This window comes from Candidatus Palauibacter sp., from assembly GCF_965197445.1.
Taxonomy (GTDB): Bacteria; Gemmatimonadota; Gemmatimonadetes; order Palauibacterales; family Palauibacteraceae; genus Palauibacter.
This window is the reverse complement of sequence record NZ_CBDANE010000005.1, coordinates 1518509-1536853: the sequence shown is the minus strand read 5'-3', so window position 1 is coordinate 1536853 and position 18345 is coordinate 1518509. Positions and strand designations below refer to the sequence as shown.

14 protein-coding genes are annotated in these 18345 nt (G+C 69.1%); 3 read left to right on the top strand and 11 right to left on the bottom strand.

From position 1 onward, the window contains the following. Positions 1 to 4: 4 nt before the first annotated feature. The 4 genes from ACN9M6_RS14065 to acnA form a co-directional block, all read right to left on the bottom strand. Complete coding sequence (locus ACN9M6_RS14065; RefSeq protein ID WP_419163764.1) at positions 5 to 1135, bottom strand: DUF222 domain-containing protein; 1131 nt, start codon at positions 1133 to 1135, stop codon at positions 5 to 7. A gap of 310 nt (positions 1136 to 1445) precedes the next feature. Beyond that, positions 1446 to 2183, bottom strand: a complete 738-nt coding sequence (locus ACN9M6_RS14060) for a ZIP family metal transporter (RefSeq protein ID WP_419163515.1) — start codon at positions 2181 to 2183, stop codon at positions 1446 to 1448. Between the two features lies 1 nt (position 2184). Then, positions 2185 to 2916: a ZIP family metal transporter gene (locus ACN9M6_RS14055; RefSeq protein ID WP_419163514.1), complete on the bottom strand. Its 732-nt coding sequence runs from the start codon at positions 2914 to 2916 to the stop codon at positions 2185 to 2187. Beyond that, entirely contained in the window at positions 2916 to 5714 is a 2799-nt protein-coding gene (acnA, locus tag ACN9M6_RS14050) for an aconitate hydratase AcnA (protein ID WP_419163513.1), read from the bottom strand. Before acnA ends, ACN9M6_RS14055 begins: the two co-directional genes overlap by 1 nt. A gap of 201 nt (positions 5715 to 5915) precedes the next feature. Here acnA and ACN9M6_RS14045 point away from each other — a divergent pair, with 201 nt between their 5' ends. From ACN9M6_RS14045 to ACN9M6_RS14035, 3 genes are read left to right on the top strand one after another with little or no spacing between them, the layout of a single operon-like run. Then, a complete protein-coding gene (locus ACN9M6_RS14045) occupies positions 5916 to 7307 on the top strand; it encodes an ABC transporter substrate-binding protein (protein ID WP_419163512.1) in 1392 nt (463 codons plus the stop codon). After that, positions 7304 to 8053, top strand: a complete 750-nt coding sequence (locus tag ACN9M6_RS14040; protein WP_419163511.1) for a hypothetical protein — start codon at positions 7304 to 7306, stop codon at positions 8051 to 8053. The genes ACN9M6_RS14045 and ACN9M6_RS14040 overlap by 4 nt, the downstream gene beginning before the upstream one ends. Before the next feature lies 1 nt (position 8054). Continuing rightward, positions 8055 to 9347, top strand: coding sequence for an OFA family MFS transporter (locus tag ACN9M6_RS14035; RefSeq protein ID WP_419163510.1), 1293 nt, complete (start codon positions 8055 to 8057; stop codon positions 9345 to 9347). A 26-nt stretch (positions 9348 to 9373) separates the two neighbouring features. Here ACN9M6_RS14035 and ACN9M6_RS14030 read toward each other — a convergent pair whose 3' ends face one another. The 7 genes from ACN9M6_RS14030 to ACN9M6_RS14000 form a co-directional block, all read right to left on the bottom strand. Further along, on the bottom strand, positions 9374 to 9808 hold the full coding sequence (locus ACN9M6_RS14030) for a 3-oxo-5-alpha-steroid 4-dehydrogenase (protein WP_419163509.1): 435 nt from the start codon (positions 9806 to 9808) through the stop codon (positions 9374 to 9376). 103 nt (positions 9809 to 9911) lie between these two features. Further along, positions 9912 to 10919 (bottom strand): ornithine cyclodeaminase family protein, encoded by a 1008-nt coding sequence (locus ACN9M6_RS14025; protein WP_419163508.1) that lies wholly within the window; start codon positions 10917 to 10919, stop codon positions 9912 to 9914. A 159-nt stretch (positions 10920 to 11078) separates the two neighbouring features. Further along, positions 11079 to 11417: a hypothetical protein gene (locus tag ACN9M6_RS14020; protein ID WP_419163507.1), complete on the bottom strand. Its 339-nt coding sequence runs from the start codon at positions 11415 to 11417 to the stop codon at positions 11079 to 11081. Continuing rightward, on the bottom strand, positions 11410 to 11700 hold the full coding sequence (locus ACN9M6_RS14015; protein ID WP_419163506.1) for a hypothetical protein: 291 nt from the start codon (positions 11698 to 11700) through the stop codon (positions 11410 to 11412). The genes ACN9M6_RS14020 and ACN9M6_RS14015 overlap by 8 nt, the downstream gene beginning before the upstream one ends. Positions 11701 to 11871: 171 nt before the next feature. Further along, on the bottom strand, positions 11872 to 12792 hold the full coding sequence (locus ACN9M6_RS14010; RefSeq protein WP_419163505.1) for a permease: 921 nt from the start codon (positions 12790 to 12792) through the stop codon (positions 11872 to 11874). Positions 12793 to 12833: 41 nt separating this feature from the next. Continuing rightward, entirely contained in the window at positions 12834 to 16274 is a 3441-nt protein-coding gene (locus ACN9M6_RS14005) for a DUF4175 family protein (protein WP_419163504.1), read from the bottom strand. Positions 16275 to 16308: 34 nt separating this feature from the next. Beyond that, complete coding sequence (locus tag ACN9M6_RS14000) at positions 16309 to 18345, bottom strand: VWA domain-containing protein (protein ID WP_419163763.1); 2037 nt, start codon at positions 18343 to 18345, stop codon at positions 16309 to 16311.

Sequence of the window (18345 nt, the reverse complement as noted above, 5' to 3'; positions counted from 1 at the left end):
CGCCTCAGGCCGCCTCCCGCAGATCCTCGTACTGTCCCCACAGGACCCACAGCGCCCAGTCGAGGTCCAGCCGGTCCCCCTGCCAGCGGCTCGTCGACGTCCAGGGGTTGATCCCCTTCTGCCGGTGCCAGCGCCCGAGCCCGGCGTCGGGCGTCTGCGGCGCCTTCACATCGGGCCGCGCCGGAGGCACCGCCGGCACGATCCTCCCCGCGGGATCCGTGAACCGGGCCGCACCCGCCACTCCCATCTCCACGCGCCAGCCGCCTTCCTGCAGCAGGTTGTCCAGCGCCGTCTCGCCCCCTTCGGACCACGGCACCGCGTGGTGTGCCTGCGTATACCGCGACCCGCAGCCCGGAAAGCGGCAGCCCCCGTCTCTCACGTCCAGCGCCTTACGCAGCCGCCACCCCACCGTGCGCCTCTTCCTTCCCACGTCCAGCACCGAGCCGTCCAGCCCCCGGGTCACCTCCACGACCTCCGGGTCGCACGACAGCCGCCGGGACGTTCCCGCGGGAACGTGTGAACCGTCCTCGGTGCTCACCACCGGCTCGCCCTCGCCCTCATCCACGGCCACGGTGTGAACGACCAACTGGACCTTCGCATCGGCCAGATCCTCCAGCCATGCCCCGAGCGCGTCGTGGTGCCGCTCCGCCGGCGTCGCCGGCAGCTTCGGCTCCGGAGCCTCGGCCACCCGCTCTGCCCGGTAGAGTTCGTCCCCGGCCGCGTCCAGCGCCCGCATGAGCAGGGCGCCCACCTCCGGCAGGAGCCGGCCCCGGATCCGGTACATGCCGTCCTCGCCCACCCGCACCGAGAGGTGGCGCCGCGCGGCCATCTCCGACTCCCCGTCCTCGGCGGCCATGGCGGCCTCGGCGCTGCGCTGCGCCCGCACCAGACGCTCCACCTGGCTCGCCGTCGCGTCGCGCGCGAACTCAAGCAGCCGCGTCTCGTTCCCGGGCGTGGCGATCCGCGTCAGCGCACGGACCTTGGACCAGGAGAGCCGCCCCTTCTCCATCTCGGCGGCGGTCCGCGGCAGCGAGGCGAGACAGCGGGCCACTCGCACCCGCTCCCGAGCGGGGCCGAGCGTGACGCCCGTGCGCCAGGAGAGCCAGTGAGCGCAGGAGCGCCACCCCGTCCACAGTTCCGCCTCGGTCGTAGCGGTAGAGCAGGGTCAGGAGCCGGTACTGGCCCGCGTCGAGGTGCGCGCAGAGTTCCGCGATCTCGTCTCCGAGGGGGTCGCTCAGAGCGTGGTGGGGCGTCTCGTGAGGCATGAGTTCCTTCCGAATCTTCCGAAGTCCGGCGTCAAAGAGGCTGCGCGAACCCGCATCGTTCGCGACTCCCATCTCATACCCCGATATTCGGTAAATGTTCGGTTCCCAACAAGCCAGCCAGTTCTCGAACTGGAGGGGTTCGACAAGCTGAGACGTTCCCGCGGGAACGTTTCCGGGGCGTCAGCCGAGGGCGCGCTGGAAGAGGACCATGCCCACCAGGGTGAGGCTGACGAGCAGCGCCACCGCCGGCTTCCTCTCCGTCTCGTAGGCCTCGGGCAGCAGTTCGACCAGCACCATGAACACCATGGCGCCCGCCGCGAATCCGATCCCGTAGGGCAACGCCGGCCGAAACACCTCCACGAACAGGAATGCGGGCACCGCCATCAGCGGCTGCGGGAGCGACGAGAAGATGCTCCAGCCCGCACACTTCCACACCGAGACGCCGCGCGGGCGCAGCACGGCGCTGATCGCCAGCCCCTCGGGGATGTTGTGTACCGCGATCGCCACCGTGATCACGGTCGCCAGCGTCACCCCGCCGCCGAAGGAGACGCCGACGGCCACGCCCTCCGAGAAGGAGTGGACGGTCATGACGATCACCATGAGGGCCATCTGTCGGGCGTCCGTTCCGCGGGCGGGCCCGATCTCGAGATCGTGGCCTTCGAGCAGCCGCTGGGCGACGAGGATGAACGCGACACCGATGACCGCGCCGAGCAGCGTCTGCCAGCTTCCGTGTGCCGTCCCCTCGGCCACGAGACCGAAGCTCGCCCCGAGCATCAGCCCGGCCGCAAGCGCATTCGAGACCGCGACGGCACGCGGCGACACATTGCGGACGAAGGCGAACGGGATCGCGCCGAGACCCGTCGCGAGGGCCGTGATCAGCCCGTACAGCCCGACGATGACCCACGGTTCGAGGGACATGTCAGCCCCGGCCGCCGCCGATGAGGACGACGATCCCCATGGCGACGATGGTGACGAGCGCGATCGTGGTGTGACCCGCCTTGCGGTACGACTCGGGCAGGTGCTCGGCCAGGACGAGATAGACGAGCGCGCCGAACGCGAACCCCAGAGCCCACGGGAGGAGCGAGGGCGCCGCCTGGATGAGGGCGACGGCGACGACCGCCATGAGGATCTGGGGGACGTTGCTGACGACGGCGAGGCCGGCCGCGTGCGGGAGGCGTACCCCGCGCGCCCGGAGCACCGCGCTGAGGGCCGTGGCCTCCGGCACGTTGTGCGCCCCCATGGCCAGGGCGACGAAGACGCCGAACGGGAGGCTGACCATGACCGCGGCTCCGATGGCGATCCCCTCCGAAGCCGAGTGCAGGGCGTTCACGAGCAACACCTTGTAGCCATACGTCTCGCCCGTCTCGTCGACCCGGTCGAGATCGAGATCCTCGGTACCGGACGCCATGTGCGTGAACCGGACGAAGGCGATCCCGAGCAGAGCGCCCAGCGCGGCGGCGTCCAGGTTACGGTCGAGGGTCGCGGTCATGAGGACGAAGGCGGCGCCCAGCATGGCGCCGGCGGCGAGGGCGTGGGCCCACCCGATGGTGACGAGCGGGACATGCGGCCTGCGCACCAGGGGCAGGACTCCCGCCGTGGATGTCGCCGCCGCAATCGACGATAGAAGGAGGACGGCGAGCGCCGGATCCATCAGCGAGTCCCGCTCGCGGCCTCAAGCTGCTGCCGAAGGACGGTCTGCAGGATCCCGCCGTTGCGGTAGTAGTCCACCTCGACCTCGGTATCGAGCCGGGCGATCGCCTCGAAACGCGTCTCCGACCCGTCGCCGGAGACGGCCCTCACCGTGATCACGTCCTTGGGCCGCAGCCCGTCGGCGACACCCGAGATATGGAAGGTCTCGCTCCCGGCCAGGCCGAGACTCCCGGCCGTCTCCCCGTCCCTGAACTGCAGCGGCAGGATCCCCATCCCGATGAGATTGGAACGGTGGATGCGCTCGTAGCTGACGGCGATCGCCGCCTTCACCCCCAGGAGGTACGGGCCCTTCGCCGCCCAGTCGCGGCTCGACCCCGAGCCGTAGAGCGCGCCGCCGATGACGATCGTGGGCGTCCCCTCCTCGCCATAGCGCGTGGCCGCATCGAAGATCGTCATCTGCTCGCCGCTCGGGACGTGGACGGTGAAGCCGCCCTCGACGCCCGGCACCATCTGGTTCCGCAGGCGGATGTTCGCGAACGTCCCCCGCATCATCACTTCGTGGTTCCCGCGCCGGGCCCCGTACGAGTTGAAGTCGCGGAGGGCGACCCCGTGCGCGCGGAGGTACTCCCCGGCCGGGGAGTTCATGGCGATGGAACCGGCGGGCGAGATGTGGTCCGTCGTCACCGAGTCGCCGAGCAGGGCGAGGCACCGCGCGCCCTCGATGTCCACGGGCTCGGACGCCTCCCGAGACATGCCGGCGAAGAAGGTCGGCTGGCGCACGTACGTCGATACCTCGTCCCACGCGAAGCGGTCGCCCGTGGGGATGTCGAGCGCGTTCCAGCGCTTGTCCCCCGCGTATACCTCCGAGTACTTGGCCCGGAACATCTCCGTCTTCACGGAGTTGCGGACGGCCTCGGTGATCTCGTCCTGGCTGGGCCAGATATCTCGCAGGAAGACCTCCTCGCCGCGGTCGTTCGTCCCCAGCGGCTCGCTGTAGACGTCGATGTCCATCCGGCCCGCCAGGGCGTACGCGACCACGAGGGGTGGCGAGGCGAGGTAGTTCGCGCGGGAATCGGGGCTGATGCGGCCCTCGAAGTTCCGGTTCCCGGAGAGGACGGAGCAGGCGACGAGATCGTTCTCACGGATCGCGGCGGAGACCTCGGCCGGGAGCGGTCCGCTGTTCCCAATGCAGGTCGTGCAGCCGTACCCCACGACGTGGAAGCCGAGTTGTTCGAAGTACGGCATGAGGCCGGCCTCGTTCAGGTACTCGGTCACGACCATCGAGCCCGGGGCGAGGCTCGTCTTCACCCATGGACGCTGCTTGAGGCCCGACTCGACGGCGTTCCGGGCCAGGAGGCCCGCTCCGACCATGACCGACGGGTTCGAGGTGTTCGTACAACTGGTGATCGCCGCGATGACCACGGAGCCGTCGTGGAGCGAAAACTCGTGCGCCTCCCCCTGTTCGTCCGTGAGCCGTACGGCCACGCCCGCCGGCGCCTCGGCTACGGCCACGCCGCCGTCCCCCGCCCCGTCGGACCAGCCCCCTGCCGCGGCCCCGGGGCCGCCCCCGGCTCCGGGGCCCTTCAGCGTCTCGAGCGCGTTCAGGAAACGCGGCTTGCTCTCGGACAGAGGCACTCGCTGCTGCGGCAGCTTCGGGCCCGCGATCGCCGGCTCGACCGTGGAGAGATCAAGCTCCACGTGATCGCTGTACTCCGCCGGCGGGGTGTCCGCGTCGTGGAAGAGACCCTGGGCCCGGGCGTACGCCTCGACGAGCCCGACCTGCGCCTCCGTGCGGCCGGTGAAGCGGAGGTAGGCGAGCGTCTCGGCGTCGATCGGGAAGATCGCACACGTCGAACCGAACTCGGGCGACATATTGCCGAGCGTGGCCCGGTCGGCGAGCGAAAGCCCCTCGAGACCGGGCCCATAAAACTCGACGAACTTTCCGACGACCCCCGTCCCGCGCAGGACCTCCGTCACCCGGAGGACGAGATCGGTCGCCGTCGCCCCCTCGGGCAGCGCGCCGCGCAGCCGAAACCCGAGCACGCGCGGAACGAGCATGGAAAGGGGCTGTCCCAGCATCGCCGCTTCGGCCTCGATGCCGCCCACGCCCCAGCCGAGCACGCCGAGGCCGTTGATCATCGTCGTGTGGCTGTCCGTGCCGACCACCGTGTCGGGATAGGCCACCCGGCCGCCCCCGGTCGGCTCGTCGAACACGACGCGGGCCAGGTACTCCAGGTTCACCTGGTGCACGATCCCCGTTTCGGGCGGCACGACCTTGAAGTTGTCGAACGCAGTCTGGCCCCAGCGCAGGAACGCGTAGCGCTCGTGGTTCCGCTCGAATTCGCGCTCGGAGTTGATGAAGAGCGAGCGCGCCGTCCCGAACGAGTCGACCTGCACCGAGTGGTCGATGACGAGTTCGCACGGCATGAGCGGGTTGATCGAGGCCGGGTCGCCTCCCAGGTCGGCCATCGCGTCGCGCATCGCCGCCAGGTCCACCACGGCGGGAACCCCCGTGAAGTCCTGCAGCAGGACGCGCGTGGGCCGGAAGGAGATCTCCCTCCCGGGCGTCGCCTGCGCCTCCCATCCAGCGATGGCGGCGATGTCCTCCGCCGTCACCGACTGGCCGTCCTCGTGCCGGACGAGGTTCTCGAGCACGACCTTGATCGAGAAGGGCAGGCGCGCGAGGTCGCTCCCCGTGGCGGCGGCGACGGCCCGCAGGTCGTGGATCGCCACGGGACCGCCGGGCGCGTCCAGCGAAGCGCGCGCACCGAAGGAATCGAAACCGGGAAGGTTGGACATGGTGGACCTCATCGACATGGCTGAGAGCTGATTTTCTTTCGGGAACCTATCGAATCCGCGGCACCGGATCGACCGCGCCCGCTACTCTCTGGTTGAACAGGAAACTACTTCCGAATAAACTCCGGTGCCGGTCCGGTCGAGATCCTGGCCGGTCGGCCGGTTCGACGCGGGTGGCAATCGACGGACGCGAGGAGAACGGGCATGTCCGGAAGACGAAACGGGACGCAGCCTTCCGCCGGGCCGCCGGGCCCGGACCGCGATCCGGCCCGGGAGATCCTGCCCCCGGCCGGCGGACTCCTCACCCGTCGCTCCGCGATCCGAGCCGGCGTAGCGGGGTTGCTCGGAGCACCTTTCGCGACATCCCTCGGCGCTGCCACCCGCCCCCTGGCGCCCGGCCTGCGCTGGAGCGGAAGAAACCGTGGGCAGCCGGACGACGAAATCGTCCTCGGCGTGTCCGCGGCCTTCTCCGGACCGTCGCGGGGACTCGGGACCGAACTCTACCGCGGGGCCATGTCATGCTTTGGCCAGGTGAACGAGCAGGGCGGCGTGAACGGCCGCCGCATCGTCCTCAAGCTCTACGATGACGGCTACCAGCCCGACCCCTGCGTAGAGAACACGCTGAAGCTGATGCTGGAGGACGAGGTGTTCCTCCTTTTCGGCTACGTGGGCACGCCGACCGTCACCCGCGTCCTGCCGCTGCTCAAGAAGTTCCAGGATCAGCAGGTCTACATCTTCTTCCCCTTCACGGGCGCCCAGCCGCAGCGCGAGCCGCCCTACGGCGAGTTCGCGTTCAACCTGCGCGCCTCGTACGGGCAGGAGACCGCCGGTCTGGTCGACAACTTCGTCCGCATCGGACGCCGGCGGATCGCGGTCTTCTATCAGGCCGACGCGTACGGACGCAGCGGCTGGGCCGGGGTGAGGGCGGCGCTGGCGCAGCACGGGGAGACGATCGCCGGGGAGGCGACCTACCGGCGGGGAACCCAGTTCACCAGCGTCATGAGACCGCAGGTCGAGATTCTGCAGGAAGCCTCCCCCGACGCCGTGATCTGCGTGGGAGCCTACGCGGCGTGCGCCGCCTTCGCCCGCGACGCGATGGACCTGGGCCTGCATGTGCCCATCGCGAACCTCTCCTTCGTCGGGAGCGAGAACCTGCTGTCCCTGCTCATGGAAGCGAGCCGGGATGACCCTGCGTACTACACGCCGTGGCTCGTGAACTCGCAGGTCGTGCCCAGCTACGAGGACACGTCCATTCGGGCGGTTCCGGAGTACCGCGAGCTGATGGCGCGCTACGACCCGCAGGTGCCGCAGGAGCTGGTGAAGGAATCGTACGACCCGTTCCCCAACAGCTTCGTGAGCCTCGAGGGTTATCTGGATGCGCAGCTGCTGGCCGAGATCCTGCGGCGGATCGACGGCACGCCGGAGCGCGGGAAGCTGAACGACGCCGTCTTCTCGGTACGCAACTACGATCTCGGGATCGGCGAGCGGGTGTCGTTCGGGCCCGACCGCCGCCAGGGACTCCAGACCGTCTATTACACGGTCGTTGAGGACGGACGCTTCGTCACTCTCAACGACTGGGAAGCCAAGTTCGCGTGACCCAGCCCGAGTCGCACGACATCAGGATCCGGAAACTCTTCCGGAAGACCCGCTTCGGCATCTTCGTCCTCTTCGGCGCCATCGTCCTCTCCACCTCCACGCTCTCCATCCGTACGGTCTCCAGCCAGCTGTCGGAGGAGTACGAGAGCAACAGCGCGAACATCGCCAAGAACATCGCCGACTCGAGCGTCGACATCCTCCTCAACCGGAACCTCGCCACGCTGCAGTCGCTCATCGACCAGTTCGTGGAGATCCAGAGCATCCGGTACATCTACATCACGAGCGACACCGGCGAGATCCTCGCCCACACGTTCGTGCCCGGCGTCCCGCAGGTGATCCGCGAGGGCGACCCGTTCGCCACCGAGCCGGTCGAGCGGAACCTGTCCGGGATGGGGGACTTCGTCGAGGTCGGAAGCCCGATCCTGGCCGGAGTGGCGGGCACGGTCCACGTGGGGATGGACCTCGACGTGGTGCGGCTCAAGATCCAGAGGGCCACCGGCCAGCAGATCTATCTCATCTGCATTATTCTCATACTCGGGATTCTGGGGTCTATCTGGTTCGTGAAGCTGGCGGTCACGCCGCTGGAGGAATTGCTCGCGTTCGTGGTGGGGCTGGCTCGACGCGATGGAGACGCGACACGGGACCTGAAGGTCCTGTCGCGCGACGATGAGATCGGGGAGATGGCCCGCCTCATGCTGCACGCGACGGGGCGCGAGGCACCTGACCCGGCGGCGGGAGCGGACTGAGGTGGCTGCCGAGAGGCGGCGGGCGCCCAGAGCCGCCATCGCCTTCTTCTGCACGGTCCTGCAGGTATGCTTCGGCACCGTGTACGCCTGGAGCTTCTTCCAGACGATGCTCGTCCGGCAGGCCGGCTGGACGTTCACCCAGGGCTCGCTCGCCTTCTGCATCGCGATCTTCTCGCTGGGCATGTCGGCGGCCTGGGCCGGCCAGCTGCTGCCGCGGGTCGGCCCCCGGCGTCTCGCCCTCATCGGAAGCACTCTGTTCGCGGGCGGATACATCATCGCGAGCTTCGCGCTGCGCCTGGACTCGATTCTGCTCTTCTACGTCGGCTACGGCATCGTAGGCGGGGCAGGCATCGGCATGGGGTACGTAACGCCCGTCACCACGGCCGCGAAGTGGTTTCCGGACCGAAAGGGACTGGTTACCGGGATCGTCGTCATGGGCTTCGGCATCGGCGCGCTCCTCCTCAGCAAGGGTCTCGCGCCGCTGTTGGTCCTGCAGACGGAGGGGGATCTCGCGCGGGTCTTCCTGTGGCTGGGGATCGTCTTCGCCTGCATCCTGATCCCGAGCAGCCTGGTCCTCGACGACCCGCCGGCCGCGCAGGTGGCAGCGTGGAAGAACCCCGGGAGCGTGGGCAAGTACCTGCGTACGAGCCAGTTCGTCATCATCTGGATCGTGTTCTTCTTCAACATCGCCGCCGGCATCTCCGTGATCAGCTTCCAGTCCGAACTCCTGCAGGAGGTGTGGGGGCTGGCCGATCCCAGCATCGAACCGGTGGTCCTGGCGGAATACGGGGCGACGCTCATCGCCGCGAGTTCGGTGTGCAACGGACTGGGACGGATCCTGTGGGCCTGGCTCTCCGACCGCATCGGGCGGGTGGCCGTGTTCAGAGTCCTTCTCGCGAGTCAGATGGTGGTATTCGGCGTCCTCATGACCGAGTCCAACCCGTGGGTGTTCTCGGCGCTCGTGTGCTACGTGCTCCTCTGCTTCGGGGGCGGATTCGCGACCATGCCCTCCTTCATCCTCGACGTGTACGGCCCGCGCATCATGTCGAAGGTCTACGGAGCGATCCTCACCGCCTGGGCCGCGGCCGGCATCTGCGGGCCGCTCTACGTCGGGTATCTGAAGGACTCCTATCCCGACCGGGCGGTCATGTACTGCTTCCTCATCGGGATCCTCATGCTGGGCGCGGGCTACCTCTTCTCCTACCTGCTGGACGATGACCGCGTCCGCCTGGGCCGCCCGACGGTGAAGCAGACGCTGGATCGTTACGGAATCCCGGCTCCCGAACGCTCCTGAATCGTCTCGCCCGGCAACCCCACGACCTAGAGGAATCCCGGCATCACGGCCTTCCTGTTCGGCGGATAGCCTTCGAACCGTTCTCTGTACCACTGGTGGTTGCCGAGCGCTCTGGGAATCAGGTTGGCCGCGGTGTACGTGAAGAAGGCCAGCCCTCCCGGCGACCAGGTCGCCAGCGCCCAGCCGCCCCACTCCAGAAGCTCCCCGAGATAGTTCGGACAGGAGACGTACCGGAAGGCGCCGCCGCGGGGGATGGAATACCCGTCCCCATCCGCCTCACCGGACTTCCGCAGCCGTAGCAGGATGTTGTCGGAGTGGATGTTGAGGACGAAACCTGCCGCGAAGACCCCCACTCCGGCGAGAAACCGCGGATCCGCAAGCCACTGGAGTCCATAGTCACCCAGTTCCGAAATGAACCGCGCGTTGATATCCCCAGCCCTGCCCGGGATAGTGGCGGCCATAGGGCGCGTTCAGTCGCAGAAGGCTCACAAGAGTGACTATGGCCAGGACGAAGACGGCCCCGACCAGCGAACTATGGACTGTCGCTTCAGTCACTGGAGTGCGTCAGAACGGGACGACGGAGCCGAGTCCGAGCGCTTCGGCCCGGGTGAGGGCAGCTTCGGCGATCGCCACGTCCTGGGCGGCGTTTCCGACCGACTCGAAGAGAGTGAAATCGAAGTCGCCGCGGCCGCCGGGCGCGTCTCCGTTCACGATCTCGCCCAGGTCCGCGGCGATCACGTCACGTCCGACGAGTCCCTCCTCCACCGGGATAATCAGGTCTCCGGCTTCCTCCCAGATTGCTTCACGCTGGTCTACGACGACGCGGGCGCGGGTGACGATCTCTCCCGGGATCTCTCGGGTGTGCGGCTGGAAGGCGCCGATCGCGTTCACATGGGCCCCGTGTTCGAGGAGTTCCGGCGAGAAGACGGGTGTCTCGCTGGTCGTGGCCGTGACGACGAGCGTCGCGCCGTCCAGCGCCTCGGCCGGGGTGGCGGCCGCGCGGATTCGGGGGGGCCGGCCGCCGCCGGGCGGGACCAGTTCATCGGCACGCGCCGACAGCTCCGCCGCCAGCGACTCGGCGCCTTCGGGCGGCACCGAGACGATGCGGATCTCGCTCAACTGCCGGGTGGCCGCCAGCAGCTCGGTATGCGAGCGCCCCTGCGCCCCTGCCCCGAACACCGCGAGGACGTCGGCGTCGGGATCGGCGAGCAACTCGGTCGCGAGGCCGCTTCCCGCCGCGGTGCGGATCTCGGTCAGCGACGCCCCGTCGAGGAGGGCGCGGACGCTCCCCGTCTCCGCGTCGAGGAGGATCACGGCCCCCTGGATCGAAGGCTGACCCAAGGCCGCGTTGCCGGGGAAGACGGACACGATCTTGGCCCCGAGTCCTCCCGAGGCGCCGAGGAATGCGGGCATAAGGAGCGTAATCCCGCGCGCGCTCTCGACGTGACCTCGTACGGGGACGACGGCCCGGCCGGCGGACAATTCCCCGAACGCGACCCGCATCGCGTCCACGGACGCCGCCGCGTCTACGGCCCGCTCGATGTCGTCTCTCGAGAGAATCCGAATCGTCATGTCAACATTCTCGGGCTTCTCCGGTCGTCCGCTGTGATCAGGCTCGCCTGGCAAACAGGACGAAGGCTGCGAACGCGCGCTTGTCCCGGCGCTGCGAACCCTCAAGCCGCTCGATCGCGTTCTCGCAATCTTCGATGTCTGCCATCACCTCGCCACGGATCAGGCTGGGGGACGGGTCATAGTCCGCCCATGTCGCTTGTCCTGCATCTCGATGAACACATTCGCGAAATCGAGGATCGGCTGCGGAAAGCCGAACTTGTCGACCTGCGCGCATCTCTTCTTACAGCTCCCATGGTCGAGAGCCCGGTACACTTGCCGCCAGGCGGCGTCGCTCCGCTGCGCCCCCGTGGTACCGATGAAGCTGTCCGCACATGTCCGCATCAGGCAGTGAAACAGGGCGTAGTAGGCTGCACTAACTGCACAGCGCAGGTCCGCTTGGCGGGGCTTATGGGGCGTGCCGCCCGCCAACTCCTTTGCCGTCCCGATGAGTTCAAGCATTCAGGCTTTCGCGTTCCGACAGATCATCGCGCGAAACAAACGACATGATCGGAAAACGATCCTCGTCGAGTCTCCTGAGATGAGGCCTGAGATGCCGGACAAAGCCGACCCGGGCGTTCACATCGAGGGGCGCATCCGAACGGAAAACCACCCTCACGTAGAGAACGCCATCGTCGTCATGGTCAATGCCCTCGCGGATTCGCACGGAGTCGAAGATCACACCGCGGAACTGTTTCTTGAGAACCTTTCGGACGATGCGTTCCAGTTTGTCCAGGTGCGTCACTTTCGGGGCCCTCCCGTGCCTGGTCGCGCGGAGTCAGGTTCGTTGGGTTCCGATGTGGGTGTCCGTCGCCCAAGGTACGGCGTCACCGCCAATCTGTTCCACGTTCCAGACTCGCCCGCGCGATCAACCAGACCTCAACAGCGTCGTAGTGGGGACGCGGCCGACCGACGCTCATGCCTCGGCCCCGTCGATGCGGGACCGGCGTTCCTGGGCAGCGGAGCGGAGCATCACGATGGCGGCGTAGAGGACGACGGCGACGACGAGCCAGCGCATGGCGTTCAAGGGGAGTGACCGTACAATGAACGCCGCGATGAGGACCGCCGGGATGCCGCCGATCGCCAGCCCCAGCGCGGCTTTCAGCCCGTAACGCCCGGCCTTGAGGAAGCGTACGCCGGCCACGGGCATGAGGAAGGCGGCGGCGCCCATCATGATCGGGAAGGCGACGACCGGGTTCATCCCCATCAGGCTGACCACGATCATGGTGGGGGCGTAAATCCCGATGCCGATCGTCATGAAGGCGCCGAGCACGAAGAGACACCCGGCCGCCAGAACGAGGCTCCCGCCCGACAGGCCGGCCGCGTCCCCGCCGACGGCTGTGATCTCGAAGATGGCCATCAGGAACGTCGCCGCAGCGATGAGGAGCGCGATCCCCATCCCCACCTGGATCCGGTAGCGCGGCAGGCGGGCGACGACGCCGGCCCCCAGCCACGCGCCCAGCACCGCGGCCGCGATCAGAACGAAGAGCGTGAGAGATTCCACGCTGATGATCGCGATGAAGATGAAAGCCTGGATCACGACCGGCGGCGTGTGGCCGATCATCATGGTCCCGGGGATCTCCTCGTCCGGGACCACCTTCTTGAGCTTGAACAGAGACGTGGTCGGGGCGAACGAGCCGATGCCGAGCGTGTCGAAGAAGTTCGTTCCGAAGCCGACCGCGAACTCGAAGAAGCGGGGCCAACCGCGCCAGCCGTCGTTTTCGCGTCCGGCACGGGTAGCCGCGACCGCAGCGCGCGTCCAGGAAACGAGCAGTCCGACGGTGAGGAGCGCGAGGGCCGAGAACAGGTAGACGCGTGGGTCGCCGAGGTTCGGCACCGTTATTGGACCTCCTCCCGGGCAGCCGGGGTCAGTTGCGGTCAGCGCGGCGGACGGTTCTCCGACAGCGCCCGGTAGTAGGCCTCCACGAGTTCACGGTACTCCTCGGGAACGTCGTCGGACCCCGAGAGGAAGAAGCGCTCGATCTGCTCGCCGAGGTTGCGGCGCAGGAAGAACTCGAAGTCCTTGAGGCCTCGCAGCACGTCGGCCTGGAGTCGGGCGATTTCCTCCGGATCATCGAAGTCGCCCATCGTCCGGAGCCGATCGAGGCCGGCGATCGCGCGATCGAGATCGCCGACATCGACGCCCTCCCGGCGCAGGTCGTCTCGCAGACGGCCCGCATCTTCGCGCCGCTGGCGGAACTCCCGCTGGAATTGCCGGATATCTTCCGGCGAAAGCCGCGGTCCCCCGCCTCCGCCTCCGCCGCCGGGGGCGAAGCCCTGGCCTGCGCGCGCGGTCTCGCCGGGCTGGCCGAGGCGACCGCCGCCCTGCTGACCTTGACCCTGCTGCCCCTGACCCTCGCCCTGCTCGCCCTCGGCGCGCTGCTCGAGGCGTTCCTGGAGCGACTCGAGGCCCCGAACCAGGTCGCGTGTCTCGTCCAGCTGCCGGCCAAGACGACGCGGGTCCGACTCGCTCAGGGCGTCTCGCGCCGCCTGAACGCGGGTGCGGACGTTCTCCGCGTCCCGGCTGATCTGCTCCTCGAAGTTCCGGATGTAATCCTCGGACTGGGTGCCGAGGACCCCGCGCGAGAACTTGAGCTTGTCCCTCAGCCGGCTCTCGCGGATCTCCCCCGCTGCCTCGCCGAGGCGACGGGCCGCTTCCGGCTGCTCCTGGCGCGCCTCGCGTGCGAGGCGGTCCAGGTCGGTCTCCAGCGCGTCTACCTCCCCGGCGAGATCGCCCTTGCGCTCACGCAGCGCGGACAGCCGGTCCGGGTCGCGGGTCGTCGGGTCCTCGTTCACGTCGCTCTGCACCTCGCGCTGGCGCTCCGCGATGCGCTCGGCGCGCCGCACGGCGTCCTCGACCTCGCGCTCCACCGCGGCGACCTGCCGGTTCTCGAGCAGGCGCCGTGCGTCGCGCAGCCGGTCGAGCGCGTTCGACGCCTGGGCCTGGCCCTGCCCCTGGCGCCCCTGCGCCTGAGCCTGCCGCATCTGGTCCGCGGCCTGCTGAAGCCGGCGCGCGGATTCTTCGATGTCCGCCCGGTCGTCCTCCCGGGCCAGGCGCTGCAGCTGACGCGCCAGCTCTTCCGTCTCCTGGATCATCTGTTGCTGCTGACCCTGGCCTCCGCCGGCCCCGCCCCGCGGCTGCGCCGCCTGGCGTTCGTTCATCTGCTGCTGGCGCCGGGCGAGTTCCTCCAGCTTCTGGAGCGCTTCGTCGACCTCCTGATCCTGCTGCTGCTGCTGGCCGCGCTGGACCGTCTCGTACTGATTCCGGAGCCGGTCGAGTTCGAGTTCGAACAGGTCGGCGAGTTCCTCGGCCGCCGCGCTGCCTCCCCCTCCGCCACCGCCGCCACCGCCGCCCTGCTGCACCTGCACGTCGCGGAACGCGGCCTCGGCGCGCTGCAGGTGCTGAAGCGCGCGCTGTTCGGGAGACAGCGCCTCCCGCAGCCGGCGCTCCCCGAGTTTCGTTTCGGCCTCCCGCATCTCCTCGGGCGCGAGCGGGAGTTCGCGGAACACGGTCTCGAATGCCGGATCCGCCGCCACGCCGCGCTGCTGCATCTGTAGGGCCAGCTCCTCCACCTGCTGTCGCAACCGGCCCTGGAGCAGCGTGAGGGTGGCCAGGTTCTCCGACATTTCGGCCGCGTCGAACTCTTCTCCGTCGCGCATGAGGCGGAAGGTGGCGGCGACGATCTGCCGTTGCTGCTCGGACAACTCGCCCTCCATGCCCGATCCGCCTCCGCCGCCTCCGCCACCACCGCCTCCTTGCTCGGCCTGGCGGTAGTTCTGGTCGAAGGGACGGATCTCGACGAAGTAGATGTCCGAACTCTCCACGCCGACGCTGCCGGAGCCGCCGGACGCGCCGGATCTCAGGTCCGTGGCGCGGGCGTAGTACGAGAGGACGTCTCCCGGCTCGAGACCGAACTCCTCCAGGAAGAACGTGTGCCCGCCGGAGACCTGCGTGGCCCCGCCCCGCGCCGTGCCGTGCAGGACCCGGGACGACTCTTCTCCGCCGTTCACCGAGTACAGGAGTTCGACCCGCCCGAGCCCGAAGTCGTCCTCGGCCTGGACCTCGACGTACAGCTCCTCGATCGGCGACAGCCGCGTGTCGCGCCCGGGGTCCGAGATCCGGACGCCGGGCGGCTGGTCGTCCAGCGGTTCGACGAGATAGTCGGGCGAACCGACGACGAAGCGGCCGCCCGGCCCCATGAACTCGACGTGGTAGAAGGTCTCGCCGGTCACGGTGAAGCTCGTCTCGAACGCGCCGTCCGCGGGTTCGAGCGCCGTGCCCTCCTCCTGGTCCTGATCGTCGAAGGAAAGCCGCGCCCCTTCCGTAGCCATCGTCGGCGTCACCCGCAGGCGGACTTCGGTGCCCCGGAGGACCGCGATGTCCCCCCCATCCTCGACCGTCCGCGGGCTGAGTCCGGTGTAGGCCGGGAAATGGTATTCGAGATCGATCCGCTCCACGTAGGGCAGGTCGGCCACGTCGATCCTGAACACCGGCGACCGGACGCCCTCCGAGGTGACGGCGTAGTCGGTCGGCTCGTCGAGGTCGAACAGGAGGATTTCGAACCCGACGCCGTCCTCGCCCGGCGTCATGAAGTAGCGCGCCCATACCTCGGACTCGCCGCGCCGGACGGCGACTTCGACCTCGTCCGTCTCGAAGCCCTGCGGGAACGCGCGCACCAGTTGATCGGAGCCGCGCGCAATAAGAGCATCGCCCGGTTCCACGGTAATCGCGTAGGGGTTGGCCGCGTCCGCGGTCTTCCACGGACTCAGGAGCAGCGAGCCTGCCGTTCCCTGGAAGGCCGGGCCGAAGATGGCGACGAGCAGCACGGCCGTGGCGACGCCCGCGAACCAGGCGGATGAGCGGCGCAGCCCGTCGCGCTCCACGCGGCGGCCGCGCTCGACACGGCGCGCCCGCTCGACCGCGGCTTCCAGCAGACGAGCGTCGAGGCCCGACGGCCCGGCCGGCGACCCGGCCCGCTCGGTCGCGGCCTCGGTGGCCGCGAGGAACGCCGCCTTGAGCGACGGTTCATGTTCTTCCAGATAGAGCGCGACCTGCGCGTCCGAAACGCGCCGCCCCAGGGGGCGCGCCACGAACCAGACGAAGAGCCCCGCGGCGGCGGCCCACAGCACGATGCGGAAGGCAAGGACGGCGCCATCCTCGAAGCGGAGCCGGTCGATGCCCCACGTAGCGGCGAAGAAGACGGCGAACCCGATCCCGAGTGTGACCGCGACGCCCTGGATGAGCTGGCGCACGCGCCAGCGCCGCCTCACGTCGCGCACGATGTCGAGCAGCTGACGCTCCGAGTTCCTCGTCCTCATCCACCGCTGCATCGTCAGCCTCCTTCGCTCTTCGCTACGCGTTCGTCAGCGCCGATGCGGGACGGCGCCGCGCCCAGCGGTTCGCCAGCACGCTCTCCACGCCGAGCACCAGCGCCGCGGCCAACAGCAACAGCCACCAGAGTTCGGCGCGCCTCGTGGCCGCTTCCCCATCTTCCGTCCCGCCGCCGTCTCCCGCCGGCCCCGCGGGCGTGGCACCCGCGACGGCCTCGATCACGCGTTCCGTCGCCACCGGCACCAGATCAGATTCGGTGATCGACGCGTTGACCGCCACGGTCACGGCGCGGTCCGCGTCATCTCTTGCTGCGACCTCGTAGAATCCCGTCTCCGGAAACTCGATCCACGTCGGCTCTTCCCCGACCTCGAGCGGACGCCGGTCACCGCCCGGATCGACCAGCACCCACTCGGAGCCACCGACGGCGGCCCCGACCAGCCCGGCCAACTCGAGCACGCCACCCGCCTCGATCCACCGCTCCGGCTCCCGGTATCCGGTCGCGTGGAGCGCCAGCCGGTGCACGAAAGGCAGGAACACGGGCTGGAGCGCGAGGTCGTTCCAGTAGCGGTCGAGCGTCGAGGTCCACACCAGCACGCGTCCCTCGCCGATGGTGTGCTCGAGCAAGGCCGGTTCCCCGCTGTCGAAGCGCGCCAGCACGTTCGTGCCGGGCGCCGGTTCGAGTTCCCAGAAACGGTGGAAGCGGGCACCCGAAAAGTCCCCGCTGCGTGGAGCCGAGAACAGCTCGAACACGGGATGGTCGTAGTCGAGCCACGAGAGCCGACGTCCGCCGCCCGCGTCCACCAGCTGGCCGGGCGTGCCGCCGAGCAGACCCTGGCCGGCGTCGGACCACCGGTCCATGCTCGTGTTCGACCCCAGGACAATGAGCAGGCCGCCACCCTCACTCACCCAGTCGCGGAGCCGGCCCGACCGCCCCGCGTCGGTGAGGTCGCCGTCGTTCAGGACCGCGAAACCCGCCGCCGCGAGCACGTCGTCGTCGATGCGGGTGGCGGAGACCCGCGAGGCATCGATGCGCGGCGAGTCGCCGATCCCGAACGCTCGCTCGAGAAAGAGGCTCCGCTCCTCGTTTCCACGGTTGTTCTCCAGAATGAGTGTGCGCAGCCCGGCCTCCGGCGCCGCCACGAAGCGGAACACATCGTCGATGGACAGCCCGTCCCCGGGCACCGTGAGGCGTCCGCGGCTTCGCCCCTCGGGCAGCGCAATGTCCTCGAACACCACCGTCCCGGCCCCGCGCGGCGGCATGTCCAACGGGAGCGTCGCCACCGTCCGGCCCGCGATCTCGAGCGACACCGGCAGCGTCTCGACCGGCTCGTCGCCCATGTTCGCGAGCCGGGCCACGAGGCGAACACGTCCGCCGCCCGCCGCCCGGATCGCCGCCTCGGCCACCGCCACGTTCGCCGCTTCCTCGCGCGCCACGCTGGCCGTCCGCAGCGAAACTCCGTCGGGAAGCCGGACTCTCCCGCCGTCCTCCCATCCCGTGCGCTGGAAGTCGGAGATGAGCACGACTTCCCGGCTGCGCCGATCCGACTCGGAGAGGATGCGGCCCGCGAGCTGGAGTCCCGCTTCGATCCGCGTCCCGAGGTCCACGGGCGACAGCCCCTCGAGGGCGCTGCGGGCCACGGCCGGATCGAGCGACAGCGGGAGTCGCTCCCGCGCCTGCTCATCGAAGCTCGCCACCGCGACCCTGTCCCCCTCCCTCAGACCGTCGAGGACGGCACGGGCCGAATCGAGCGCGGCGTCCCAGCGATCCCCGTAGGCAAGACTCGCCGACACGTCGACGAGCAGCACCACGTCGCGCGCCGCTTCTCCTTCCATGTCTCCCGTGGCGTCGAAAAAGGGCCGGGCGAAGGCGATCGCCAGCAGGGCGAGCGCGGCGCAGCGCAGCGCGAACAGCAGCGGGTGGCGGATCCTGCGCCGGTTCATCGTCTTGAAGGGCAGCTTGCGCAGGAACATGAGCGAGGGGAACGCCGTCACCGTACTCCGCTGGCGGTGGGTCAGGTGGATGATGATCGGCACCGACAGGAGCCCGAGACCGGCCAG